Here is a 24748-nt window from a genome sequence, read left to right on the forward strand (position 1 = left end):
TGCCTGCGTGGCGCTGTCATTCTTGAAAAAATGGCATCATTCCCGGGTCTTCTCGGGAGGTATTGCATGGATTGGCTGGAGCGGAGCTGGCTCACGGTACAGCAGGAATTTTCGGACCTCGGCAATGTCGAGGACATCACGCGCATCGTGGTGCGCCTGACCGTGGCCGTGGTGCTGGGCGGGATGCTCGGCTACGAGCGCGAGACGGTCGGCGCCTCGGCAGGCCTGCGCACCCACATGCTGGTGTCGCTCGGCGCCGCCCTGTTCGTGCTGATCCCGTTGCAGGCGGGGATGGAGATCGGCGATATCTCGCGCGTCCTGCAGGGCGTGACCGCCGGTATCGGCTTCATCGGCGCCGGGGCCATCCTCAAGCATTACAACGGAGACGATGTCAGGGGCGTCACCACGGCCGCCAGCGTATGGCTGACCGCCGCGGTGGGCGTCGCGGCCGGGATGGGGCGCGAGGCCTCGGCCGTACTCAGCGCGCTGCTTGCGCTGGCGATCCTGGCGATCCTGCGCGTGGACTTGACGGGCAAGCAAAGGCATACCGAGAAGTAAGCCGGAAGCGAGGCGGCGCATGCGCCTCAAGCCGGCGTGTCGCCCATCTTGCGCAGGAAGCCCAGCAGCACCTCGCCCGCCAGCTCGGCATCGTCGGCGGTCATGGTCTCGAGCGGATTGTGACTGATCCCGCCGTTGCCGCAGCGCGTGAACAGCATCGCGACCTCGGTCATGTGCGCCATCTCCATCGCGTCGTGGCCGGCGCCGGACAGCAGGTCGAAGCGCGGTAGTCCGGCCGCCTCGATGGCCGCGCCGAGCCGGTCCATCAGGTGCGGCGCACAGGGCGCGGCGTCGGCTTCGACCAGCTTGCACAGCTTTTCCTCGATGCCGCGCCGTGCGCAGATCGCGCCGATGCCGGCCAGGATATCGCCCACCGCCGCCAGGCGCTCGTCGTCGCTGGCCGCGCGGATGTCGAGCGAGAGCCGGCAATCGCCGGGGATCACATTGACCGAGCCGCCGGGCACCTCGAGCTGGCCGACCGTGCCCACCAGCGAGCCGCGCCCGCTGCAGCGGTCTTCGACCAGCAGCACGATTTCGGCGGCGGCGGCGGCGGCGTCGCGGCGCATTCCCATCGGCGTGGTGCCCGCATGGCTGGCCACGCCCGACAGGTCGACCAGGTAGCGCGAGCTGCCGGCGATGGCCGTCACCACGCCGACCGGCAGGCCGCGCTCGAGCAGCACCGGACCCTGTTCGATGTGGACCTCGACGAAGCCCAGCGTCGACGCCGGGTCGCGCGCCAGCGCGCCGATGGACGCGGGCTCATGGCCGGCGGCGATCAGCGCTGCGCGCATCGTGACGCCATCGCCGTCCTGCCGGTCCAGCAAGGCCGGATCGAAGCGGCCGGTGAGGGCGCTGCTGCCCAGGAAGGTGCTGCGGAAGCGCACGCCTTCTTCTTCGGCGAAGCCGATGACATCGAGGTGAAAGGGCAGGCGCTCGCCGCGCCGGTGCAGGTAGCGCACCAGGGCGATGGGCAGCAGGATGCCGAACCGGCCGTCGTACTTGCCGCCCCGGCGCACGGTGTCGTAGTGCGAGCCGGTGAGCAGGGTCTTCGCGTCCGGCCGGGCGGCCGGGTAGCGACCGACCACGTTGCCGACGGCGTCGATCCGCGCGTCCATGCCGGCTTCCCGCATCCACTCCAGCAGCTGGCTGGCGGTGCGCTGGTGGGCCGGGGTCATGTAGGCGCAGGTGAGACCGTCCTCGCTGTCGCTGATCGCGCCCAGGGTCTCGGCCCAGTCCATTACCTGCCGTCCGAAGCGGTGCACGACGCCCAGCAGCGCGTTCAGGCGGATCTCGGCGATGCGGTGCACCTGGCGCAGGGACTCGCGCATCTCGTCGTCGCGGGTGTTGTTCAGGCGACGCGCGAAGGTCTCGATGATGGCGGCGCGGCTGAGGCCCTGTCCGGTCGGGCCCTTGACCGCCAGGATGAAAGGAAAGCCGAACTTCTCGCCATACCGCGCGTTCAGTTCGTGCAGAAGCGCATACTCTTCCGGGCTGCAGCGGTTAAGGCCGGACGCCGCCTGTTCGCCCGTCGACTCGACCGTCAGCTCGCCGGCGATGGCCGCCTTGCCGGCCAGTTCCGGGTGGGCGCGCAGCAGCGCCAGCTGTTCGTCCTGCGTGGCCTGCACGACGGTCGCCTGCAAGGCCTGCCTGAGGGCGGCGATGCTCGCGAAGGGGCGCAGGCCGGCGGCGCGTCCGGCGATCCAGGGGGAGTGTTCGTAGATGCCGCGCAGCGCCTCGACGAAGGCGTCGGGCGCGCAGCGGTTCAGGTCCGGCAGGGTGGTCATGGTATGCATCGCCTCATTGGAATCAATGATGATAATTCCTGCAACCCATCCAGCTTATACGCCGGGGCGCATAAGGGGTATTGCGCTTGCCTGGAATTACACGGATTTACCTGGCAAGCAGTGCGCGCGCCGCGGCGCTGACCTGGTCGCGCAGCCACTTGTGTTCGAGCGACTGGTGCACGCGCTGGTGCCACAGCTGGTAGAAGCGCATCGGCGGAAACTTGATCGGCACCGTGAAGCTCTTCAGCGGCAGCGTGCGTTCGTAGAAGCGGATGAACTGGCGCCCGGTGGTCAGGACCAGGTCGGTCTGGGTCAGCATGTAGGGAATCACGCCGAAGTAGGGCGACTCGACCGCCACCTTGCGCTGCAGGCCCAGGCGGTCGAGGTGGGCGTCGATCACGCCGTGGTAGCCCGGCAGCATCTGCGAAGGCGCCACGTGCGGCAGCGACAGGTAATCCTCGACCGTCATCGCGTCGCTTGCCGTGCGCCTTGCGTACGGGCTGTCGGCGCGCATGGTGCAGGTGATCGGGTCTTCGAACAGCTTCGACATGTGCAGGTGCGCGGGCGGCTCGTCCCAGTTGGCGATCACCAGGTCCATCTCGCCGTCGGACAGCATGCGCAGGTAGTCCAGGCCCGGCCCCAGGCCATGGATGACCACCTTGCTGTTGGGCGAGCCGCGCCGCAGCGAGGCCACCACGCCCGGCAGGAACTGGGTGTCGAGGTAGTCGGGCGCGGCGATGTGGAAGGTGCGCGCCGCTTCCTCCGGCACGAAGGGCGACTTGCGCACGAACAGGCTCTCGGTTTCGTCCAGGATGCGCTTGGCGGGCTTGAGCAGGCTCTCGCCGTGCTGGGTCGGCACCATGCCGCGCGCGCCGCGCACCAGCAGCGGGTCGCCGGTGAGCTCGCGCAGCTTGCGCAGCGAAGCCGAGATCGAGGGCTGCGGCTGGTTCAGCTTGAGCGCCACGCGCGAAACGTTCTTCTCCTGCAGCAGCAGGTAGAGGATGCGGATCAGGTGCAGGTCGAGATGCTGGGGCAGGCTGGCCATGGCGTTCGTCTGGGTCAGGTATATCAATACTGTTATGTTGAATATACGCTAAATTTCATGTTGCAGAAAATGAAATCAGGCTATCGTCGGGGAATACTGATAAGGAAGCCTTCCATGGATGGATTCGGATATCTTGGACCGTACGCCCTCGAGTGGTTCAACATGCTGGTGCGCTGGCTGCACATCATCACCGGCATCGCCTGGATCGGCGCGTCCTTCTACTTCGTCTGGCTCGACAACACGATTCGCCCGCCGGCGCCGGGCTCGGCACTGGCGAACAAGGGCGTGGCCGGCGAGCTGTGGGCGGTGCACGGCGGCGGCTTCTACAACCCGCAGAAATACCTGGTGGCGCCCGCCGAGCTGCCCAAGGAACTTCACTGGTTCAAGTGGGAAGCCTATTCCACCTGGCTCTCCGGCTTTGCGCTGCTGGTCATCGTCTACTACCTGAATGCGCAGGCGATGATGGTCGACCGCAGCGTGGCGGATTTGAGCAGCTGGCAGGCGGTGGGCATCGGCCTGGCCAGCCTGGTGGTCGGCTGGATCGTCTACGACCTGCTGTGCCGATCAAGGCTGGGCAGGCACGACCTGGCCTTCGGACTCGTGATCTTCGGCTTCCTGGTCGCCAGCAGCTATGTGCTCACCCACCTGCTCAGCGGCCGCGCGGCCTACCTGCACGTGGGCGCGATGATCGGCACCATGATGGTGGCGAACGTGGCGATGCTGATCATTCCGGGCCAGCGCAAGATGGTGAACGCCATGCTGGCGGGACGACAGCCCGACCCCGTCCACGGCATCAAGGCCAAGCAGCGCAGCGTGCACAACAACTACTTCACCCTGCCGGTGCTGTTCATCATGATCAGCAACCACTATGCGATGACCTATCGCCACGAGCACGCATGGGCGGTGCTGGGCGTGATCATGGCGGCGGGCGTGTTGATCCGCCATTTCTTCAACCTGCGCCACAAGGGCCGCGTCGAGTGGAAGTATCCGGCGGCCGGCCTGGCACTGCTCGCGCTGCTGGCCTTCCTCATCGCGCCCGCGGCGCCGGTGCGAACCCAGGCGGCGGCGGGGGGCGATGACGCGGCGCGCTTTGCCCAGGTGCGCACCATCATCGACCAGCGCTGCGTGTCCTGCCATGCGCAGCAGCCGACCCAGCCGGGCTTTGCGACGGCGCCGGCCGGCGTCATGCTGCACCAGCCCGAACTGGTGAGCCAGAATGCGCAGCGCATCTACCAGCAGACCGTGCAGCTCAAGGCCATGCCGCTGGCGAACCTCACCCACATGACCGATGCCGAACGGGCGCAGATCGGCGCCTGGTTCGAAGCCGGCGCACGAACAGGGCAACAATAAACCGGACAATCATCATGGACCAAGAAAAACGGCAGCAGCTCCTGGAATGGATCGACGCGCACTTCGACGAGCAGCTCGCTTTCCTGCAGGGGGTCATCCGCATCCCGACCGACACCCCGCCGGGAAACAATGCACCCCATGCCGAGGCGGTGGCGGACATGCTCGCGCGCTACGGCTGGGACGTCGAGAAGCACGCCGTGCCCGAGCAGGAAGTCCATGACTACGGCATGGAAAGCATCACCAACCTGATCGTGCGCCGCCCTTACGGACAGGGCGGCCCGACGCTGGCCTTGAATGCCCATGGCGACGTGGTGCCGCCGGGCGAAGGCTGGACCAGGCCGCCCTACGGCGCCGAAATCCAAGACGGGGCGATCTACGGCCGCGCCGCGGCGGTGTCGAAGAGCGACTTCGCCACCTATGTGTTCGCGGTGCGCGCGCTGGAAGCGCTGGGCGCGCCGCTCAAGGGCGCGCTCGAGCTGCACTTCACCTACGACGAGGAGTTCGGCGGCCTGCTCGGCCCGGGCTGGCTGCTGGAGAACAAGCTGACCCGCCCGGACTACGTGATCGCGGCCGGCTTCAGCTACAACATCGTCACCGCCCACAACGCCTGCCTGCAGCTGGAGATCACGGTGCACGGCAAGGCCGGCCACGGCGCGATGCCGGAAACGGCGGTGGATGCCTTGCAGGCCGCTACCCGCATCCTGAACGCGATCTACGGCCAGTTGCCGGAGCTGAAGAAGATCAAGTCGCAGGTTCCCGGCATCGATTCGCCCACCATGCTGGTCGGGCGCATCGATGGTGGCACCAACACCAATGTGGTACCGGGCAAGGTCGTCATGAAGATGGACCGGCGCATGATTCCGGAAGAAGATCCGGTGGCGGTGGAGGCCCAGGTGCGCGCCCTGATCCAGGAGGCGGTGGCCGGCATGCCGGGCATCCGGCTGGAGATTCGGCGCCTGCTGCTGTCGCATGCGCTGCGCCCGCTGCCCGGCTCCGAACGGCTGGTGGCGAGCCTGCAGCGCCACGGCCGCGCCATCCTGGGCGAAGAGGTCACGGCCCAGGGCACCCCGCTGTACGCGGACGCGCGCCTGTACGGCGAGCGCGGCATCCCGGCGGTGCTGTACGGCGCCGGGCCGCGCACGGTACCGGAATCGAACGCCAAGAAGGCCGACGAGCGCCTGGTGCTGGACGACCTGCGCAAGGCCACCAAGGTGGTGGCGCTGACCCTATTCGACTTCCTCGGCGGAGGCTGAGGCCGAGCGCGGCACGATGGCGAACTGCGGCCCCTGGCCGTAGTCAGGCTTGACGCTGCGCGCCATGAATCGGCGCCAGGCCTTGCGTCCGGGTTCGCCCAGCGCATCGGCCGCGTAGGCCAGCGCGGGTTGCATGTTCGAGGGAAAACCCGAGTCGCTGGCGGAGTAGCCGGTCATCTCGCCGGTGCGCAGCTTGAGCGCGGCAGCCATTTCGGCACTGCCGCAAGCCAGGCTCCTCATCTCCGGCGCCACACTGGCGCGATAGGCCTCGCCGATGCCGGCATAGAAGGGCGCCGTCGCGCTGTCGCGCACCAGCATGCTGTACATGGCGCCCTGGACCCAGCAGCTGCCGTCGCCGGTCATGCGCAGCACCGAAAACCTCGCCTTCCAGCGCAGCAGTTCCCGCGCCTTGGCGAAACCCAGTTCGGCCAGGTGGCCGACAGCCGCTGTGAAGAAATCGTCCTGCCAGGGCGCCAGCCCGCGCTTGCCCTCGTAGGCCAGGGCATAGCCGTTGACGATGACGCCCAGCGCGTTCGCCGTGGGGTTGCGGGTGTAGGTGGCGTTGTACCAGTCCAGGTTGTCGTCGAGGATCTGGGCGAAGTGGCGTTTCAGCGGATGCGTGTCGGGCGTCAGGTAGGCGGCCTCGCCGAGCGTGCGCAGGCCCCAGGCCTGGCCGCGCACCTGTTCCGGCTTGAGCAGCCCCTTGCGGTTCTCGCGGTAGCCCGGATTGGAGGCGAACACGTCGTACATGGCCCAGAACTGCAGCTCTTCCAGGTGATAGTGGTCGCCGGTCAGGAGATAGGGCAGGTAGGAGAATGCCGGCTGGTGCGAGACGTCGTGCCGGTTCGGCGTCTTGCAGGCGTCCGGCCGTGCGCAGGCCGGAAACAGTTCGCTCTTGCCGGTGGCCGGGTTGCGGGCGTCGCCGGGGGTGCCGAGGCGCGTCATGTACGGGTAGTCGAGCAGGCTCACGGGCAGCCCGGTGCGGCGGTCGCGGTAGTGCATCGACCAGCTGCCCGCCAGGTCGGCCGTCCCGAGGGTGAGTTCGCGCGCGCGCGGGTCCATGCCGAGCAGGTACATGGCCGCCCATCCGGGCAGCAGCCCGATGTCCGGACGCCCTCCGGTGGTGGGCATCGCCCGCAGTGCCATGCCGGTGCCCATCGGTTCCGTCTTCGGACCGTTCCAGCCGGCGTGCATGCCGGAGAGTCTGGACCCGTCGACCACGACCGACTGGTCGTAGTTGGGCAGCGCCATCGACGCGATCAGTTGCCGGGTGTCGTGCCGCACATGCAGGGCGGGTGCGCCGCCCCACCAGAACAGCTTGCGCCAGCGCGCGTGGTGGTAATGAAGCAGTCCCGGCTTGCTGTAGACCGTGTCGTCGCCACGCGTGACCATGACGTCGTAGGTGAAGTTCCGGGGTGCGGGCTCGAACGCCCAGTTGTTCTCGACGGTGAGATCGATGCGCGCCTTGTCCAGCGCCGGATACCAGCGCAGGGCGAACCTGACGGCAAGGTGCGGATGGGGCCGGCCGTCGGCATCGAGCAGGGGGCCGGCTACCAGCCATTCGCGCACGATGGGGCCGTCGAGCCAGGGTTGCGGCTGTGCCGTCTCCAGCAGCGCACGCAGGCTGGCGGAATAGCTGGCGCCGCCCAGTTCGAGCCGTATCCGGGTGTCGTCGGCCTTGCGCAGCAGCGCCGCCAGGCTGCGCTCCGCGGTGGGGGCGGCGCGGACGGGAGCCGCTGCGCCGCCGGCGAACAGCCCGAGCAGCACCGGCTTGGCCGGTGACAGCTGCGCAAGTGCCAGGGACAGGACGGCATGCCTGACCGAGCCGTCGGGATGGCGCGCCTTGACGTCGGTCTGCAGGGGCAGCGTGCTGCCATCGGCGAGCCGCGCCCGCAGCTCCTGGCCGCGCTGCAGGACGCCCACGCCGAACACCTGGCCGAAGGTGACGGGAACGTTTTCCTGTTCCTGCTGGCCGGTGCTGTCGAACGCCAGCGTCGCCAGCGCGCCGGGAATCCTGTCCTGGCGCGGCTGCGCCGTAACGGCGCCGGCTGGCGGCGGCATGGCCGCCCCGTAGCGGAGCTCGACCACCCGGGCGGCATCGAGTCCGCCTCCGGCCGGCAGGTCGGCCTTGCCGGATTCCGGCAAGGTCTGGCTGCGCGCAGCAGGCATGGCGGCAAGGACCAGGACGGGGATGGCAAGCAGGGAGATAAGGAAGCGGAGCTGTCGCATGGGACGAATGGGAAGCCGATAAAGAAAGGCGCCCGAAGGCGCCTTTCATCTTACCGCGTTACGGCTTGAGCGTGCGCTCGAACAGCTGGTAGATGCGGCGGTACTGGTCGTACCAGGCTTCCGGCTGGACGTAGGCGTGGCGCTCCAGCGGATAGCTGGCCAGTTCCCAGTTGTCCTTCTTCAGTTCGATCAGGCGCTGGGCCATGCGTACCGAGTCCTGGTAGAACACGTTATCGTCGATCATGCCGTGCGCGATCAGGAGATGGCCCTGCAACTTGTCGGCGTACTCGATCGGCGACGAGATCTTGTAGGCCTGCGGATCGATGTCCGGCGTATTCAGGATGTTCGCGGTGTAATCGTGGTTGTAGGTCACCCAGTCGGTCACCGGACGCAGCGCCGCGCCCGACTTGAAGGTGTCGGGTGCGCGCATCAGGGCCATGAAGGTCATGAAGCCGCCGTAGCTGCCGCCGTACACGCCCACGTTCTTCGCGTCGCCCTGGTGGTTCGCGACCATGTACTCCACGCCGTCGATGTAGTCGTCCAGTTCCGGATGGCCCATCTGGCGGTAGATCGCGGTGCGCCACTTGCTGCCGTAGCCCTTGGAGGCGCGGTAATCCATGTCGAGGACGATGTAGCCCTTCTGGACCAGCAGGTTGTGGAACATCTGTTCGCGGAAGTAGTTCGGGTAGCGCTTGCTGACGTTCTGCAGGTAGCCGGCGCCATGCACGAACATCACCACCGGGTATTTCTTGCCCGGTTCGAGCTGCGCCGGGCGGTACAGCTTGGCCCAGACCGGATCGCCGCCGGCGCTCGACGGCACCGTCACGTATTGCGGCTCGATCCACTGGCGCGCCTTGAACGCGTCGCTGCGGGTGTCGGTGAGCTTGACGGCCGCGCCGCCGCCTACCGGCACCGTGGCCAGCTGCACCGGCGTGTAGCTGCTCGACCAGTGCACCAGCAGCTTGCGCTCGTCCGGCGACAGGCGGAAGCGTTCGACGCCGTCCAGCTTGGTCACTTCGCGGATCGCGCCGTTCTTCGCGTCGACCGCGCAGACCTCGTAGTCGCCGGGCGTGGCGCGGTTGCACATCACGTAGGCGACGCTGCCGTCATGCGACCAGCGCACGTCCGAAGCTTCCCATTTGCCCGAGGTGAGGGCGCGGGCGGCTCCGCCTTCGGCGGGCCGGGTGTACAGGTGCGAATAGCCGCTTTCCTCGGACAGGTACCACACGCTGCGGTTGTCCGGCAGCCAGCCGAATTCGTTGTTGTCGTAGTTGACCCAGGCCCCATCGGTCAGGCGGTGCAGCGGCTTGAGCCTGGCGCCCGCCAGGTCGACCGTGGCGATCCAGCGGTCCTTGTTGTCCACCGAACGCAGCATGACGGCGACCTTGGCGCCGTTCGCGCTCCATACGATAGGGTCGGCGCCGTCGCCGATACGCACCGCGCGGTTGCCCTTCAGCGGCTCCTTCTTGGCGGCGGCGCGCAGTTCGGCCAGCGGGTCGACCGTGATCCCGGGCAGCACGTCGAAGGACAGGTCCTGCACCTTGTTGGTGCGCAGGTCGACCAGCTTCAGTGCATGCGGCGCCGGCATGTTGCGGCCGACCCGGGTGCGTTGGTCGTCGAATTCTTCGTAGCCCGACTCGGTCACGTAGCGCGGCATCTTGCCGACGCGGCCCTTGTCACCGTTCTTCGGCGCGGTGACCACGAGCAGCCAGCGGCCGTCGGGCGACAGGGCGCTGCCCTCGATCTCGAGCTTGTCGCCCAGGTAGATCGGGGCAGGGGGCAGGGTCGGGTCGACGCGGCGCTGCGCGTTCTGGCGCTCGCGCAGTGCGTCGCGCTCGTCCTTCTGGCGCTTGAGGGTGGCGATCAGGCGCAGTTGCTGCTCGCGCAGCGGATCGGCGTCGTCCAGCGCCGGGTCCTTGGCGGCGCGCGGCAGTGCGATCGGGCCGACCACCCTGGTGGCGCGATCCCAGCTATACCAGTCGGTGCCGATGCGGTAGTGGACACTACGCTCGTCGCTTGCATATTGCGGCGCTTCCAGCTTGCTGGCGCCGCGCGTGATCTGGACCAGCGCGCCGGTCTTCAGGTCGCGCTCGAACAGGTCGCCGTTACGCAGCATCAGGGCACGGGTCTGGCCCGGGTTGTACACCACGGCGGCGGCGTCGATCTTCGCCGCTTCGGCATCGCTCACCAGCTTCGGCCTGGCGCCCTGTGCGACGACCCAGGTGTCGCGGATCGGCGAGCCGGTGCGCTTCTGCTTGTAGAACACCTGCTTGCCGTCCCAGCTCCACCAGGCGGTTTCCGCCGGGGTGCCGATCCAGTCGGGATGGGCCATGGCCTGGTCGAGGGTGATGGGCGTGGATGCCGCCGCCGGCAGCGCGAAGAGTGCCAGGTGCGCTGCGAAGATCGTGAGTGCTGGTAGTCGCATCGTGTCGTAGGAGCTGAGTGAAAGGGGACTTTCTTGCCAGGAAATGCGATGTGCATTCTAGCTCAGCATTCCACGCTGCGGGGGATACGGAGAATGGGCCTGCTAAAAAGGTACATACCGGCGCACGTACATACGTGGGCCGGCCCCATACCGATCAATACAGCTGTTGCGTTGCAGCGCTCAGGCCGGATGGTCCGCGCCTGTCGACGGACGTGGCAGGAACATGGCGATGCGGGCCACGACTGCCACGATGGCGAAGACCACGACCAGGGTGTCGACGGTGCTCATGCTCAGCCGCGGACGGTCGGGGCCCAGCCGCCGTGCGCGGCATACAGTTCGATCGAGAAGCTGCGCACTGCGGCGAGGGCATTGGCGAAGAAGCGGCGGGTGACGGTCATGATGAAGCCTCCTGAGAAAGTCTTTGTTCCGATGTTGCATTGCAGTATAAGGAGGATAGCGCCATAAATAAACTTTAGATTGATGATCTCGGCGATCATCATTATGAATAATTGTTGCCCTCTAAATTCTTTCTGATATTTACGCTGTGAATGTCTCTTTGCCGCCACGTTGAGCACCGCGCCGCCTTGCCGCGCGCCAGGGGCGGCCCGACTGATGCCGGGCACGGGATAGCGAATTTCCCTACGCTGGTCGGCCAGGCCGACCAGCGCAGGGCTCATGACAAGAATGCTGCTGTCACGACGATGTGCTCAGTCAGCCAGGCCCTGGCGCAAAGCCTCGTGACAGGGCTTGCCCGCCAGCGCGCGCGAACGGGCCGCCACCTGGCTGCTGCCGAACAGCGGCAGCTCCTGGTAGAGGCGTTCGGTGGCCGGCACGGCGAACACGTAGCCCTGCGTCTCCAGCCGGTGCCGGATCTGTACCTGCGCCACGTACACCGGGGCCAGCACGCGCTGGGCCTTGCGCTTGCCGAGGTCGAGGTAGCCGAAGCGCATCGTTTCGACGCGCACGGCGTCCGCCGGCAGCCTTTCCTTGGCCTGGCCCAGCACGCTGAGCAGCTTGTGGGCGATCAGCTGCGCGCCGGCTTCCGGCGGCGTCACGATGGCCTTGTCGAGGGTTTCCTCGATGCCGGGGCGGATACGGACCTGCAGGCCGTGGAGCAGGCCGTCGCCCGCCAGCGTGATGGCGACCGAGGCGGCGCCCAGCACCGGCACGCCCCCTATCGCATGGCGCCAGGCGCCGGTGGCGCGGAACAGGACCGGCTCGGAGAGGCGCTGGTTCGGGTCCGCACCCTGGCCCTTGGTGAGCCACAGGCGCTCGAAGGCGAGCGTGCCGCCGTCGCCGGTCCACTCGCTCACCCGCAGGCGTTGCGCAGCTTCGCCCACCAGGCGAGTGAGCTGCTCGCGTTCCTCGACGTGGGCGAAGGGCGCCTCCAGCGGCCCGATGCCGGCGTTGAACTGCAGCGCGCCGGACGCGTGGTAGACGACTGCATGCGCGCCGCCGGTCAGCTGCACCACCGTGCGATCGTCGCGCATGCCGAAGCTGGCGTGGTCGCGCGAGCAGGCATCGACCTCGCGCAGCAGCGAAACAAAGCGGGTGGCGCGCGCCCGTACCTCATCCTCGGTGAACTGGCGCAGTAGCAGCACGTCGGCGCGGCCGGGCAGGTTGCCGGGGCAGGATGCGGCCAGGCTGTCGATCAAGGCTTGTTCGTTCATGGTCAACCCTCCGTCCAGTACCACAGGATGCAGGCCTGCCGGGCCGGCGCCAGGTCCGGGTCCACGTTGCCGTGTCCCCACAGGTGGTCGCGGTTCAGGTAGGAGCGCTCCCAGCGGATGTTCCCGCCGTTCCAGGTGGCCGCATCGCCCACGCACACCGTGATCGGGTGGTTGTCCACCCACCAGTCGGACACGCCGTTGTGCCAGGCCTTGCACACCGTGTCGCCGTCGGTCAGGTTGTCGGCCACGTCCTCGCCGCATTCGTCGGTGGTGATGCCGTCGTACATGGTTTCCCAGGCGCCGCAGTAGATGTGCAGGCGCGCGAAGATGTTCCACAACCCGGTCACGCGCTCGCGGTTCACGGTTTCGCAGGAATACGCCATGACCCATTCGCTGTTCCAGTCCTCGCCCAGCTGCCAGCGGTTCGAATAGGTGCGCCAGTCGGTGCGCGCGGTGTCGTACAGCATGCGGGCACGCCCGTCCGCTTCGTGGCCGCCATGGGTCTCGATCCAGAACAGGTCGACGGCGTCGACCCAGTTGCGGTCGTCGCCGCCCTGGTCGGTGTCGCGGATATCGGTTTCCCAGCAGTCGGTATTGGCCCAGTAGAATGCGCGGGTGTGGCCGGCACCGCGCAGCTTTGCGTCGAAACCGTTACTTCGATTAAATGTGTAGGTGAGGTCTCCAGCCGTGCTCACGCCTGCGGCGCGCGCATGACTGAAGTACCGGATCGCTTCGACTCCGAATCTTGCCATGGCAGACTCCTTTCCCGGTTGGCGCCACCCCGCCGGGTCATGGCGGACCCGGCGAGCGGTGGCAAGCCTTACAGTAGGGCGGGCCGGCCGGGGGCGCGCTGTGATGGATCAGAGATGAGCCCGCTCCGGACTCCGCCACGACATGCCTGGCCGGCCCCTTTCCCGGTGGCTGGCGCCCGCGCTGCAGGACGGAAGCGGCGGGGGCGGCGGTAGCCGAGCGCCCCCTGCACATGAAATTCTCTAGAATCAAGCGCACGCTGGCTCATCACTTCTTGCCTGCCGGCGAACATCTGGAAGGAGAGGCTGACGTGGAAAGCAGCTCGGTCGCGCGTATCGCCCTGGTCAACGCGACGGTGTATGCGCTCGTCGTGGTGCTCCTGCTGTTCATTGCCGCCACCGCCGATGTCCTGCTGATGCTGTTCGGCGGCATCCTGTTGGCGATCCTGTTCCACAAGATCGCGCACTGGATACACGCGGGCACCAGGATCAACGAAAGGCTGGCCCTGGCCGGTGCGATCCTGCTTCCCCTGCTGGCACTGGGGTTGGGCGCGTGGGCGATCGCCCCCGACATCGGCGACCAGATCGGCAAGCTGTCGGAGCGGCTGCCCCGGGCCGCCGAACGGCTGCGCGAACAGCTCATGCAATACGAGCTGGTGGCGCGGGTCTGGGAAAGCACGAACCAGCTGCGCGCGCTGGCGCCGGACGATTCCGACACCGCCCAGTACGTCGCCAATTTTTTCTCTTCCACGCTCGGCGTCTTCGGCAACCTGCTGTTCGCCCTGGTCGTCGGCCTGTTCCTCTCGCTCCAGCCGGCGCTGTACATCAAGGGCCTGTTGCTGCTGGTGCCGTCCGCGCGCCAGGAACGCGCGCGCCAGGTCCTGTGCGCAACCGGGACGATGCTCGGCAACTGGCTGCTGGCCAAACTCGCGTCGATGGCCCTGGTCGGCGTGTTGACGACCGCCGGCCTCATGCTGCTCGGCATCGACCTGGCGCTGATCCTCGGCCTGATCGCGGCCCTGCTGTCCTTCATCCCGAACTTCGGCCCGATCCTCTCCGTCATTCCCGCCGCCCTGATCGCACTGGTCGAGGGGCCCGAACGGGCACTGTACGTGCTGGTGCTGTACGCGGCGGTCCAGGCGGTCGAGACCTACGGACTGACACCATTCCTGCAGCAAAAGCTGGCGGACATGCCGCCGGCGCTCCTGTTGACGATGCAGGTGCTGTTCGGGGTCGTCGCGGGCATTGCCGGCGTCGTCTTCGCCACGCCCCTGACCGTGGCGGCCATGGTGATGATCAGGATGTGGTACGTGGAAGACATCCTTCACAAACGGCCTGCGGGTGCCGGAGAAGGTGCGCATTGACCGGGCGGCGCCAGGACCTGTCCCGGCAAGCATGCGCTGTGCGATCGCCGCCGATGCGACCATAAGGGATCGGATATTGTTCAAGGAGAGCATCATGATGAAATTCCTGCTGTGGGCGGTCATCATCATCTTCGTCATCGGCCTGCTCGTCGTCAGCGGCTTATTCAGCCTCATCTTCTGAGCCGTGCAGCTGGAGCAAGGGCTGCCGTCCCGATTCCCGTGCTCGCGGCGCTCGTGGTTGACGCTGCTGGCCCTGCTTGCCGCCTGGCTGCTTTCGCTGTCGTCCGGGGTGCAGGCACAAAGCACCCGGGCGGCGGTGCTGCTGGACGGCCGCCTGTTGTTCGTGGTGGGAGATGCGGCCGGCCAGCCGGCGCGCGCCCGCGCCAGGCAGATCGAGGACAGGCTCGGCGCGCTGCTCGACGCACCGAGCCGGCAGCGCAGCATCCGTGTCGTCCCCGCGCCCGCACCGCCCGGCGCTTACCTGATCACCGTGGCCGACCGGCCGATCGTGACGGTCGGCACGGAAGACGCGCAGGACGCCGGCCTGCCGGCGCAGGACCTGGCCCGGCAATGGGGCGGCATCATCGAGCGCGCCCTGGCGCGCGGCGCCGAGCGCCGCACGTCCGCCGGCAGCCGTTTCGTCACCGCGGTGCAGGCGAGCATCGAAACCGCCTTCGCACGCCTGCTGGAGTCGGCCATCGTGGTGATTCCGCGTGCGCTGGCCGCCGCCCTGGTCTTGTTCGGTTTCTGGCTGCTGGCCCGGCTGGTGCGCTGGATCATGCGCCTGGTGTTCCGTCAGTTCCTGTCCGACCTGACCGTCGAGAACCTGATCCGGCAGGTCGGCTACTACGCGGTCTGGGGGCTCGGGCTGATGGTCGCCGCCGGGGCCTTCGGCCTCGACCCGGAAGACGTCGCGACCGGCCTGGGCCTGACCAGCATCGCACTCGGCTTCGCCCTCAAGGACATCCTGTCGAACTTCGTGAGCGGGCTCCTGATTCTGATCCTGCGCCCGTTCCAGCTGGGCGACCAGATCATCATCGGCGAGACCGAAGGCAGCGTGGAACGGATCGAGTTGCGCGCGACCCTGATCCGGACCTACGACGGCCGGGTGGTCTCGGTGCCGAATGCGGAGACCTTCACCTCGCGCGTCACCAATAACACCGCCAGTCCGGTGCGCCGGGCGTCGCTGCGCATCTACACGGACTACGACACCGATCTCCAGCGCTGCTGCGCCGTGCTGCTGGACGCCGCCGCCAAGGTGGACGAGGTCTTGTCCGAGCCCGCGCCGGCGGTGCGGGTGCTGCAGTTCGAGAAGGACGCGCTGGTGCTGGAGCTGCGCTTCTGGACCGACTCGCGCCGTTCGGACTTCGTGGCGACGGCCTCGCGCACCAGGCTCGCGGTCATCGAGGCCCTGCGCGCCGCCGGCATCGCCTTGCCGTCGCCGACGCTGAGCGTGGAACTCGTGCCTGCCGCCTCCGGCACCGGGCCCGGCGAATAGGCGATCACGACACCCTTGCCGCCGCACGGGTTGCCCCTCAATCATAGTTGCCGTTACAATATTTCCCACTGACTGCTTATCAGCGTCGCAAGACGCCGGGCAGTGTCACTGTCAATATCTCGTCGCATCGCCACCGCGGACCGCGCTTGCCGTGGCGTTCTTTCATCGAGGCCGCTCGGATCACAGGCCGGTTCGGGCCGCTTTGGGCCCCCAACGGACCACCTACAGGCAAGCAGGGCGCACCCTGCGGCGCGAGCGGCGCATTCCAAGGAGATCGACCTTGTATCCATCCATTCTTGCGCGGGCTGCCTGATGGGAGAAACGCTGGCGCTGCACACCATCGACTGGGCCGTCATCGGCCTGTACCTCGCGCTGGCCCTGGGGGTCGGCCTGTGGACCAGCAAGCTGGCCGGCAGCGGGGTACGCAGTTATTTCCTGGCCGACCGTTCGCTGCCGTGGTGGTGGGCCGGCGCCTCGATCGCCGCCACCACCTTCGCCGCCGATACGCCGCTGGCGGTGGCCGGCATCATCGCCACCAAGGGCATCAGCGGCAACTGGATCTGGCTGGCCTGGATGGGCGTGCACGCCGCCGTGGTCGTGCTGTTCGCCGACAGCTGGAGCCGCAGCGGCGTCATGACCGACGCCGAATTGATCGCCAAGCGCTATTCCGGCCGGCCGGCCTCGGTGCTGCGCACGGCACGCGCCGGCCTGTACGGCATCGTCTACAACGCCATCATCCTCGGCTGGGTGCTGCGCGCGATGGTCAAGATCGCTTCGCCCTTCTTCCACTGGGATACCTGGTTCCCCGGCCTGATGCAGGGCTTCGCGCTGTACTGGCCGGCCAACTCCCCGATGGGCACCGCCTCCGACGGCCTCACCATCGTCCTGCTGCTGGGCCTGGTGGTGGTCTATTCGGGCCTGAGCGGCATCCGCGGCGTGATCGTCACCGACCTGGTGCAGCTCGGCCTGGCCCTGGTGGGCAGCTTCTGGTTCGCCTGGCTGGCCTGGTCCGCCGTGGGCGGGCGCGCCGGCCTGACCGAAGGCTTGAGCCGCCTGTACGGCGCCGAGCACAGCTATCTCGACCTGTTCCCCGACATGCCGGGGGCAGGGGCCGTGGCCTTTGCCCTGTTCGGCCTGTACATGCTGGTGCAATCGTATGCCAACGTGCCGGCCGACGGCGGCGGCTACCTGATGCAGCGCCTGAACACGACGCGCTCGCCGCTCGATGCGCGCAAGGCCTCGCTGCTGTTCCTGGTGCTGCAGTATGTCATCCGCGTGTGGCCATGGCTGGTGGTCGGGCTGGCGGCCCTGGTCCTGATCCCGATCGGCGCCGAAGGCACGGCCCTGGGCGGGGCGGCCGCCCGCGTGGCGGGCGACCGCGAGCAGGCCTATCCGGTGCTGATGGGCGTGCTGCTGCACCCGGGCCTGCTCGGCCTGATGGTGGCCAGCCTGCTGGCGGCCTTCATGAGCACCATCGACACGCACATGAACTGGGGCGCCTCCTACATCGTCAACGACGTCTACCTGCGCCTGGCGCCGAAGGCCTCGGTGCGCCGCCAGATCGGCGTGGCGCGCCTGGCGGTGCTCGCCTTCGCGGTGGGCGCGGTGCTGGTCAGCTTCCAGATCGACACCATCGAGCAGGCCTGGAAGTGGGTCGCCGCGCTCGGCGCCGCGCTCGGCGCCCCGACCGCCTTGCGCTGGGTCTGGTGGCGGGTGAACGCGGCCGGCGAACTGGCCGCGATGGCAGCCGGCCTGGCCACGGCGCTCGCGCTGAATTGGGTGTCCCTGCCTTATGAAACGGAACTGCTGGTCATCGCCGGCGCCAGCCTGCTCGGCCTGGCCGCCGGCATGCTGTGGGGCCCGCCGACCGCCCCGGAGACGATCCGTGGCTTCGTCGCCGACATCGCTCCGGTCGGCTTCTGGCCCGGCACCAGCCAGCGCCGCGGCGCGCGCACGATCGCCGTCACGGCCCTGCGCTGGGCCGGCGTGGTGGGCGGCACGGTAGCCTTGCTGGTCGCGGTGCACCGGATGCTGCTGCTGGGGGAGCTTGGGATCGGCCTGGCGTGGCTGCTTGGTGGCGCGCTGGCGCTGGGGTTGGGGGCGCGTGCGCCGGAGACGGCGCGCGCGCGCGAGCGAACGCGGGAATCCGCGCCGGCCGAGTATGGATGAGCTTCATGTCCGACACGAAGCGATCGGCCCGGGACCGACGTGCTGCGGGTTCCTGCTGCCGGCCCTCCTTGCGATGGATGCGCGGCCGGGAGCGCCGTGAATGAAGGCCCGGGTCGGGCGCTGCCTGCGAAACAGCGTCAAGGCGCGCCATTGCGCGTGTATGATGCTGGCTTGCCTTTGTTGAGCGGCCCCGGGGAGAATGATTAATGAGCAACACGATTCGCAGGTCGGGCATCGATGCCGTCGGAGATATTCCATGGGGCGCTCACTTTTGCCAGTTTTACCAGAGCGAGCAGGATCTCATCGAAACGCTCGTTCCCTTCTTCACGGCAGGTCTGGCGGCGAACGAAGCATGCTTATGGGTGACATCAGGCGTACTCGACGTGCAGAAGGCGAAGACCCTGCTCGCGCAATCCGTTCCCGATCTGGATGACTACCTCGCAAGCGGGCAAATCGAGATCGTTTCGATTTCCGACTGGTATCAAGGAGCTGCGGGCTTCGACGCCGACACAGTGCTGGCCAGTTGGCTCGAGCGCGAAGCACGTTCGCGCGAAAAAGGTTTTGTCGGCCTGCGCTTGACCGGTGACACTAGCTGGGTGGAACGCTCGGGATGGGCGGAATTCATGGCGTACGAGAGCCAGGTCAACGAAGCGTTCAGTGAGCGCAAGCTGATAGCGCTCTGTACGTATGCGCTGGATAACTGCAACTCGTCCGATGTGCTCGATGTGTGTCGGCATCATCAGTTCGCTCTCACACGACGTGAAGGGGACTGGGAATTGCTGGAGAGCTCTGCGCTCAAGGTCGCCAAGGACCGTTTGCTGCGGATGAATACCGAGCTCGAGGAGCGCGTCCTGGCGAGAACCGCTGCACTGAACGCTGCACTCAACGCGCGCGACGAGTTCCTTGCCATGCTGGGCCATGAATTGCGCAATCCCTTGGCCCCGATCCAGACCGCGGCAGAACTGATCAATACTTTTGCGCCTGACGGCTCTGTCATCGCCAAGAGCGCGATCGTCCTCAAGCGTCAGGCGAATCACTTGACCCGCCTGGTCGACGATCTCCTGGACACCGCACGCGTAACCCGAGGACATATCCAGTTAGAAAAAAAGGCAGCCCCCCTGGCAGACGTGATCGAAACGGCCGTGGAGCAGGCGCGATCCCTGATCGACCAGCGTGGGCACGCCTTGTCGATGACGGTACCGAATCGTTCGGTGCATGTTCACGCGGACATCACACGGCTCACCCAGGTGTTCAGCAATCTTCTCAACAACGCGGCCAAATATACGCCGAGCGGCGGCGAAATCGCCATCGCCGCGCAGGTCGATGATGGCATCGCGACAATTACCGTGCAGGACAACGGCAGCGGAATTCCCGAATCGATGCTGGATTCCGTTTTCGAACTGTTCACGCAGCTTCCGCGTTCTCTGGCGCGCTCGGACGGAGGGCTCGGCATCGGCCTGACATTGGCCCGCCGTATTGTCGAGATGCATGGAGGAACGATCGAAGCCTTCAGCGAAGGGCTTAACCGGGGAAGCGTCTTCACGATCCGGCTCGCGGTATGCGGTGAACCGGGAAAAGCCGAAGCGCTGGGACAGGCCGCGGGTCTCGACGAGTAGCACTACCGGCGATGGCCTGCAGTCCGCGCTCGAGCCGGCTCGGGGGCGGGGAAGCGACTCGAATCATGGAACCGCCATGCGGAAAACAAAACAGCGAGCCGAAGCTCGCTGTTTTGTAAGAATATTCTGTGGTCGGGGTGAGAGGATTCGAACCTCCGGCCTCTACGTCCCGAACGTAGCGCTCTACCGGGCTAAGCTACACCCCGACTGTTTGAGACTTCGTGGTCGAAATCTCGGGAAGGCATTACTATATTCGGCTCAATGGTTCCTGTCAACAGCGAAACTGCAGAGCTGCAGCAGGCTCGATTTGTAGACATTGTCCGGCAGGCCGGCGATGGCTTCGGCCGCACGCTCGGCGGCCTGTTCCGCCTGGCGGCGGGTGTAGTCCAGCGCACCGCTCGAGGTCACCGCCGCCAGTACCGCTTCGAACTGTTCCTCGTCGCCGTGCTCGATGCAGTTGCGCACCAGCTGGCGTTGCTCTTGCGTGCCGTTTTCCATCAGCCAGATCAGCGGCAGGGTCGGTTTGCCTTCACGCAGGTCGTCGCCCAGGTTCTTGCCGATCTCGGCGGCGTCGCCGGCGTAGTCCAGCACGTCGTCGATCAGCTGGAAGGCGGTGCCCAGCGAGCGGCCGTATTCGCCGGCGGCGGCGATGGCGTCGTCATCGCCGCCGCCGACCAGGGCGCCCAGCTCGGCGGCCGCCTCGAACAGCTTGGCGGTCTTGGAGCGGATCACCTTCAGGTAGCTCTCGTGGGTGACGTCCGGGTCGTGCATGTTCAGCAGCTGCAGCACTTCGCCCTCGGCGATCACGTTGGTGGCGTCGGACAGGATGCGCATCACGCGCATGTCATTCAGGCCGACCATCATCTGGAACGAACGCGAATACAGGAAGTCGCCGACCAGCACCGAGGCGGCGTTGCCGAACAGGGCGTTGGCCGTCTGGCGGCCGCGGCGCATCGAGGATTCGTCGACCACGTCGTCGTGCAGCAGGGTGGCGGTATGGATGAATTCGACCACTGCCGCCAGTTCGTGGTGCGCGCTGCCTTTGTAGCCATAGGCGTTGGCCAGCAGCAGTACCAGCACCGGGCGGATGCGTTTGCCGCCTGCGCTGATGATGTACTCGGCGATCTGGTTTACCAGGCTCACTTCGGAGTGCAGTCGCTGTCGGATCACCGCGTTCACGGCCTCCATGTCGGTGGCGATCGATTGGGCGATGGTGTTCTGTGCGTGTTGGGTAGCGGCTGACAAGGCGAACCTGCGATAAACAGTGAGTATTACTAAATGGCGTGGATTTTGTGCGGGGATTATACGACATGCAAGGGAAGGGTGTCCCACTGATGACTCAGCACCCGTCGGCCTGGTCGGGCCGCATCCGCCGCAAGCCTTGCCATTGCGCCAACTTGCAACACGGGCCGCAAGAATCGTCAAGGCCTTTTGACCGCTTGCCACGAATTATGTATAATCCCCTGTTCCCCGGCATCCGAACAGTCCAGCGTCTCGACGCCGGTGGGATTCTTTTAACATTTGATGAGGTTTCAATCATGTACGCGGTCATAAAAACCGGTGGCAAGCAATACAAAGTTGTCGCTGGCGAAAAACTCAAAGTAGAACAGATACCTGCTGACATTGGTTCCGAACTCACCATCGATCAAGTTCTCGCGCTCGGCGCGGGCGACAGCATCAAGTTTGGTGCTCCGCTGGTCGAAGGTGCCTCGGTCCTGGTGAAAGTTGTTTCTCACGGTCGCCACGACAAGGTCCGCATCTTCAAGATGCGCCGTCGTAAGCACTACCAGAAGCGTCAGGGCCATCGCCAGAACTTCACCGAAATCCAGGTGGTGTCGATCAACGGCTAATCCCGTTCGATTCACCAAGTTCATTCATCAAGGAGCAAATAAATGGCACACAAAAAAGGTGGCGGTACTACCCGCAACGGCCGTGACTCAGAAAGCAAACGCCTCGGCGTGAAAGTCTACGGCGGCCAGGCGATCAACGCCGGCGGCATCATCATCCGTCAACGCGGCACCCCGGTGCGCGCTGGCACCAACGTCGGCACCGGCAAGGATCACACCCTGTTCGCGCTGGTCGACGGTACCGTCAAGTTCGTCAAGCAAGGCGTCGGCTCGAAGCAGTTCGTGACCGTCGTTGCTAACGAAGCAGTCGCTGCTTAATAAGTAAGCACACGCGCCGCATACGCGGCGCTCTTTGCAAGGCGCAAGCCTTCCATCGAAAGGCTCTGCCCACGGTAGAGCCTTTTTAGTTTTTATCGGTCACCATCATGAAGTTTATCGACGAAGCAAGAATTGAAGTCATCGCCGGCGACGGCGGCAACGGGTGCGCCTCGTTCCGCCGCGAGAAGTTCCGCCCATTCGGCGGCCCGGACGGCGGCGACGGCGGCAAGGGCGGCTCGATCTACGTGGTGGCCGACCGTAACATCAACACCCTGGTCGACTTCCGTTACTCGAAGACCCACCATGGACGCAACGGCGAACCGGGCCGCGGCTCGGACTGCTACGGCAAGGGCGCCGAAGATGTCTACCTGCGCATGCCGGTCGGCACCCTGATCGTGGACGACGTCAACGGCGAAATCATCGCCGACCTGATGGAACACGGCCAGACCGAACTGCTCGCCAAGGGCGGCGAGGGCGGCTGGGGCAACATCCACTTCAAGACCTCGACCAACCGCGCACCGCGCCAGAAGACCGAGGGCAAGGAAGGCGAGCGCCGCACCCTGCGCCTGGAGCTGAAGGTGCTGGCCGACGTCGGCCTGCTGGGCATGCCGAACGCCGGCAAGTCAACCTTCATCACGGCCGTCTCGAACGCCAAGCCGAAGATCGCCGACTACCCGTTCACCACCCTGCACCCGAACCTGGGCGTGGTGCGCGTGTCGCACGAGAAGAGCTTCGTGATCGCCGACATCCCGGGCCTGATCGAGGGCGCCGCCGAAGGCGCGGGCCTGGGCCACCAGTTCCTGCGCCACCTGGCGCGTACCGGCCTGCTGCTGCACATCGTCGACCTCTCGGGCTTCGATGAGAAAGCCGATCCGGTCAAGGAAGCCAAGGCCCTGGTCAAGGAGCTGGAAAAGTACGACGAAGAGCTGCTGAACAAGCCGCGCTGGCTGGTGCTGAACAAGCTCGACGTGGTCGACGAATCCGAGCGCAAGAAGCGGGTGAAAGACTTCGTCAAGCGCATGGCCTGGAAAGGGCCTGTGTTCGAGATCTCGGCACTGAACCGCGAAGGCTGCCAGGACCTGGTCAATGCGATCTACCTGCACCTGGAAGAGAAGCGCACCAGCGAACACCGCGCCGAAGAGACAACGATGACCGAGGAAGCGCGCGGCATCAACTCGATCGACCCGGACGATCCGCGCTTCAAGATCATCGAAGAGTAAGGCGTCAACTTGGCTGCGGCTGCGCTGAACCGCGGCTGGCTGCGCGGCCAGCTGCTGCAACTCGTCGCCACCGCCAGTTCGCTGGCGGCCCTGGCGGCCATGCTCGATCCCGACCGTATCGCGTCGGCGATGGGCATCTTTCTCGTCGGCGTGAACGGCTACAGCCAGTTCTACGCCGTCTACGTGGGCATGCGCCTCGCTACCGCGATGCTGGCGCTGCTGGCAGCGAGACAGGGCGACCAGCCCCTGCTCGTCGACCTCACCGCATTGTTCCTCCTGGCCCAACCGGCCGGGCGCCTGGTCGCGGCTTTCGCGATCGGATTGCCGAAGGGGGTATTATTAGCAGTCTGCGCGGTCGAGTTGTTGGCAGGACTTTCCCTGCTGGCCTTACGGCCGCGAGGAAAATTCCTGTCGCCATGACCTCAGCTCATCATTCAACGCTCCAGCAAGCCTCCCGCATCATCGTCAAGGTCGGTTCCTCGCTCGTCACGGACGAAGGCAGGGGCCTGGACCACACCGCCATCGCCCGCTGGGCCTTCCAGATCGCCGCCTTGCGCGCCCTTGGCAAGGAGGTCGTGCTGGTGTCGTCGGGCGCGATCGCCGAAGGCATGCTGCGCCTCGGCTTCGCCGCCCGTCCCACCGACATCCACGAACTGCAGGCCTGCGCCGCTTGCGGCCAGATGGGCCTGGCGCAGATCTACGAGACCAGTTTCCGCAGCCACGGCATCCAGACCGCCCAGGTACTGCTCACCCATGCCGACCTGGCCGACCGCGAACGCTACCTGAACGCACGCTCCACGCTCACCACTCTGCTGCGCCTGGGCGTGGTGCCGATCATCAACGAGAACGACACCGTCGTCACCGACGAGATCAAGTTCGGCGACAACGACACCCTGGGCGCGCTGGTGGCGAACCTGATCGAAGCCGATGTGCTGGCGATCCTCACCGACCAGCGCGGCCTGTTCTCCGCCGACCCGCGCAAGGACCCGCACGCGCGCCTGATCGACCAGGCGCAGGCGGGCGACCCGGCGCTGGAGGCGATGGCCGGCGGCGCCGGCTCCAGCCTGGGGCGCGGCGGCATGCTGACCAAGGTACTGGCGGCCAGGCGCGCGGCGCGCTCGGGCGCCCACACCATCATCGCCTGGGGCCGCGAGGATAACGTGCTCACCCGCCTGGCCGCCGGCGAAGCGATCGGCACCCAGCTGCTCGCCCCGACCGGGCGCCTGACCGCGCGCCGCCAGTGGATGATCGACCACCTGCACACGACCGGCGAAGTCGTGATCGATGCCGGCGCGGTGCAAAAGCTCACTCGCGAAGGCAAGTCGCTGTTGCCGATCGGCGTGGTCGCGGTGCGCGGCGAATTCGGACGCGGGCAGGTGATCACCTGCATCGACGAGGCGGGCAAGCCGCTGGCGCGCGGGCTCACCAACTACACCAGCAGCGAAGTGCGGCGCATCATGCGTCATTCGTCGGCCGAGATCGAGCGGATCCTGGGCTATGTCGAAGGACCGGAACTGGTGCACCGCGATAACATGGTGTTGCTCTGAGGCTAAGCTGGATATGTTGCTATATGGATACACTTTCTTTGGGCGCCCGCATCGTCAAATCACATAAATTTTGCCTTGCGGATACAAAATCTTTAGACTTGAGGAA

General features: G+C 66.5%; 21 protein-coding genes and 1 tRNA gene. 13 read left to right on the plus strand and 9 right to left on the minus strand.

Going from position 1 to position 24748, the window contains the following annotated elements; all coding sequences use genetic code 11:
• Nucleotides 1–66: 66 nt before the first annotated feature.
• Nucleotides 67–558: an MgtC/SapB family protein gene (locus IM543_06395; protein QOY95488.1), complete on the plus strand. Its 492-nt coding sequence runs from the start codon at nucleotides 67–69 to the stop codon at nucleotides 556–558.
• A gap of 26 nt (nucleotides 559–584) precedes the next feature.
• On the opposite strand, the gene IM543_06400 is transcribed toward IM543_06395, so the two are convergent.
• Together IM543_06400 and IM543_06405 are read right to left on the minus strand one after the other, a co-directional pair.
• Nucleotides 585–2342, minus strand: a complete 1758-nt coding sequence (locus IM543_06400; protein QOY95489.1) for an allantoate amidohydrolase — start codon at nucleotides 2340–2342, stop codon at nucleotides 585–587.
• Nucleotides 2343–2448: 106 nt separating this feature from the next.
• Nucleotides 2449–3387, minus strand: coding sequence for a LysR family transcriptional regulator (locus IM543_06405; GenBank protein ID QOY95490.1), 939 nt, complete (start codon nucleotides 3385–3387; stop codon nucleotides 2449–2451).
• A 114-nt stretch (nucleotides 3388–3501) separates the two neighbouring features.
• On the opposite strand from IM543_06405, the gene IM543_06410 reads away from it, so the two are divergent.
• Both IM543_06410 and IM543_06415 read left to right on the plus strand, forming a co-directional pair.
• Complete coding sequence (locus IM543_06410) at nucleotides 3502–4737, plus strand: urate hydroxylase PuuD (GenBank protein ID QOY95491.1); 1236 nt, start codon at nucleotides 3502–3504, stop codon at nucleotides 4735–4737.
• A 14-nt stretch (nucleotides 4738–4751) separates the two neighbouring features.
• Nucleotides 4752–5990, plus strand: coding sequence for a M20/M25/M40 family metallo-hydrolase (locus IM543_06415; protein QOY95492.1), 1239 nt, complete (start codon nucleotides 4752–4754; stop codon nucleotides 5988–5990).
• Here IM543_06415 and IM543_06420 read toward each other — a convergent pair.
• From IM543_06420 to IM543_06440, 5 genes are all read right to left on the minus strand, one after another.
• Nucleotides 5964–7982, minus strand: a complete 2019-nt coding sequence (locus tag IM543_06420; GenBank protein QOY96545.1) for a hypothetical protein — start codon at nucleotides 7980–7982, stop codon at nucleotides 5964–5966. The genes IM543_06415 and IM543_06420 overlap by 27 nt on opposite strands.
• A 295-nt stretch (nucleotides 7983–8277) precedes the next feature.
• Complete coding sequence (locus tag IM543_06425; GenBank protein QOY95493.1) at nucleotides 8278–10644, minus strand: S9 family peptidase; 2367 nt, start codon at nucleotides 10642–10644, stop codon at nucleotides 8278–8280.
• Nucleotides 10645–10934: 290 nt separating this feature from the next.
• Nucleotides 10935–11321, minus strand: a complete 387-nt coding sequence (locus tag IM543_06430) for a hypothetical protein (GenBank protein ID QOY95494.1) — start codon at nucleotides 11319–11321, stop codon at nucleotides 10935–10937.
• 30 nt (nucleotides 11322–11351) lie between these two features.
• Nucleotides 11352–12314, minus strand: coding sequence for a hypothetical protein (locus tag IM543_06435; GenBank protein ID QOY95495.1), 963 nt, complete (start codon nucleotides 12312–12314; stop codon nucleotides 11352–11354).
• Nucleotides 12315–12316: 2 nt separating this feature from the next.
• Entirely contained in the window at nucleotides 12317–13066 is a 750-nt protein-coding gene (locus IM543_06440; GenBank protein ID QOY95496.1) for a hypothetical protein, read from the minus strand.
• Between the two features lie 230 nt (nucleotides 13067–13296).
• Between IM543_06440 and IM543_06445 the strand changes: the two genes are divergently transcribed.
• The 5 genes from IM543_06445 to IM543_06465 all read left to right on the plus strand — a co-directional run bounded on the left by IM543_06445 (nucleotide 13297) and on the right by IM543_06465 (nucleotide 19710).
• Complete coding sequence (locus IM543_06445; GenBank protein QOY95497.1) at nucleotides 13297–14427, plus strand: AI-2E family transporter; 1131 nt, start codon at nucleotides 13297–13299, stop codon at nucleotides 14425–14427.
• Nucleotides 14417–14608, plus strand: a complete 192-nt coding sequence (locus tag IM543_06450; GenBank protein QOY96842.1) for a hypothetical protein — start codon at nucleotides 14417–14419, stop codon at nucleotides 14606–14608. The genes IM543_06445 and IM543_06450 overlap by 11 nt, the downstream gene beginning before the upstream one ends.
• Nucleotides 14609–14611: 3 nt before the next feature.
• Complete coding sequence (locus IM543_06455) at nucleotides 14612–15925, plus strand: mechanosensitive ion channel family protein (GenBank protein ID QOY95498.1); 1314 nt, start codon at nucleotides 14612–14614, stop codon at nucleotides 15923–15925.
• A gap of 312 nt (nucleotides 15926–16237) precedes the next feature.
• Complete coding sequence (locus IM543_06460; protein QOY95499.1) at nucleotides 16238–18094, plus strand: sodium transporter; 1857 nt, start codon at nucleotides 16238–16240, stop codon at nucleotides 18092–18094.
• A 206-nt stretch (nucleotides 18095–18300) separates the two neighbouring features.
• Entirely contained in the window at nucleotides 18301–19710 is a 1410-nt protein-coding gene (locus IM543_06465; GenBank protein QOY95500.1) for an MEDS domain-containing protein, read from the plus strand.
• 129 nt (nucleotides 19711–19839) lie between these two features.
• Here the strand turns inward: IM543_06465 and IM543_06470 are convergent.
• Nucleotides 19840–19916 (minus strand) — tRNA-Pro (locus IM543_06470).
• 52 nt (nucleotides 19917–19968) lie between these two features.
• Complete coding sequence (ispB, locus tag IM543_06475) at nucleotides 19969–20955, minus strand: octaprenyl diphosphate synthase (protein ID QOY95501.1); 987 nt, start codon at nucleotides 20953–20955, stop codon at nucleotides 19969–19971.
• 293 nt (nucleotides 20956–21248) lie between these two features.
• Between ispB and rplU the strand changes: the two genes are divergently transcribed.
• The 5 genes from rplU (at nucleotide 21249) to IM543_06500 (ending at nucleotide 24642) form a co-directional block, all read left to right on the plus strand.
• Nucleotides 21249–21560, plus strand: a complete 312-nt coding sequence (gene rplU, locus IM543_06480; GenBank protein ID QOY96546.1) for a 50S ribosomal protein L21 — start codon at nucleotides 21249–21251, stop codon at nucleotides 21558–21560.
• 42 nt (nucleotides 21561–21602) lie between these two features.
• Nucleotides 21603–21875: a 50S ribosomal protein L27 gene (gene rpmA, locus IM543_06485; protein QOY95502.1), complete on the plus strand. Its 273-nt coding sequence runs from the start codon at nucleotides 21603–21605 to the stop codon at nucleotides 21873–21875.
• A 107-nt stretch (nucleotides 21876–21982) separates the two neighbouring features.
• Nucleotides 21983–23095 (plus strand): GTPase ObgE, encoded by a 1113-nt coding sequence (obgE, locus tag IM543_06490; GenBank protein ID QOY95503.1) that lies wholly within the window; start codon nucleotides 21983–21985, stop codon nucleotides 23093–23095.
• A gap of 9 nt (nucleotides 23096–23104) precedes the next feature.
• Complete coding sequence (locus tag IM543_06495) at nucleotides 23105–23515, plus strand: hypothetical protein (GenBank protein ID QOY95504.1); 411 nt, start codon at nucleotides 23105–23107, stop codon at nucleotides 23513–23515.
• Complete coding sequence (locus IM543_06500; GenBank protein ID QOY95505.1) at nucleotides 23512–24642, plus strand: glutamate 5-kinase; 1131 nt, start codon at nucleotides 23512–23514, stop codon at nucleotides 24640–24642. Before IM543_06495 ends, IM543_06500 begins: the two co-directional genes overlap by 4 nt.
• Nucleotides 24643–24748: the final 106 nt, after the last annotated feature.

The sequence above is a fragment of the Massilia sp. UMI-21 genome, from assembly GCA_015277795.1.
In the GTDB taxonomy this organism is placed as follows: Bacteria; Pseudomonadota; Gammaproteobacteria; order Burkholderiales; family Burkholderiaceae_D; genus Telluria.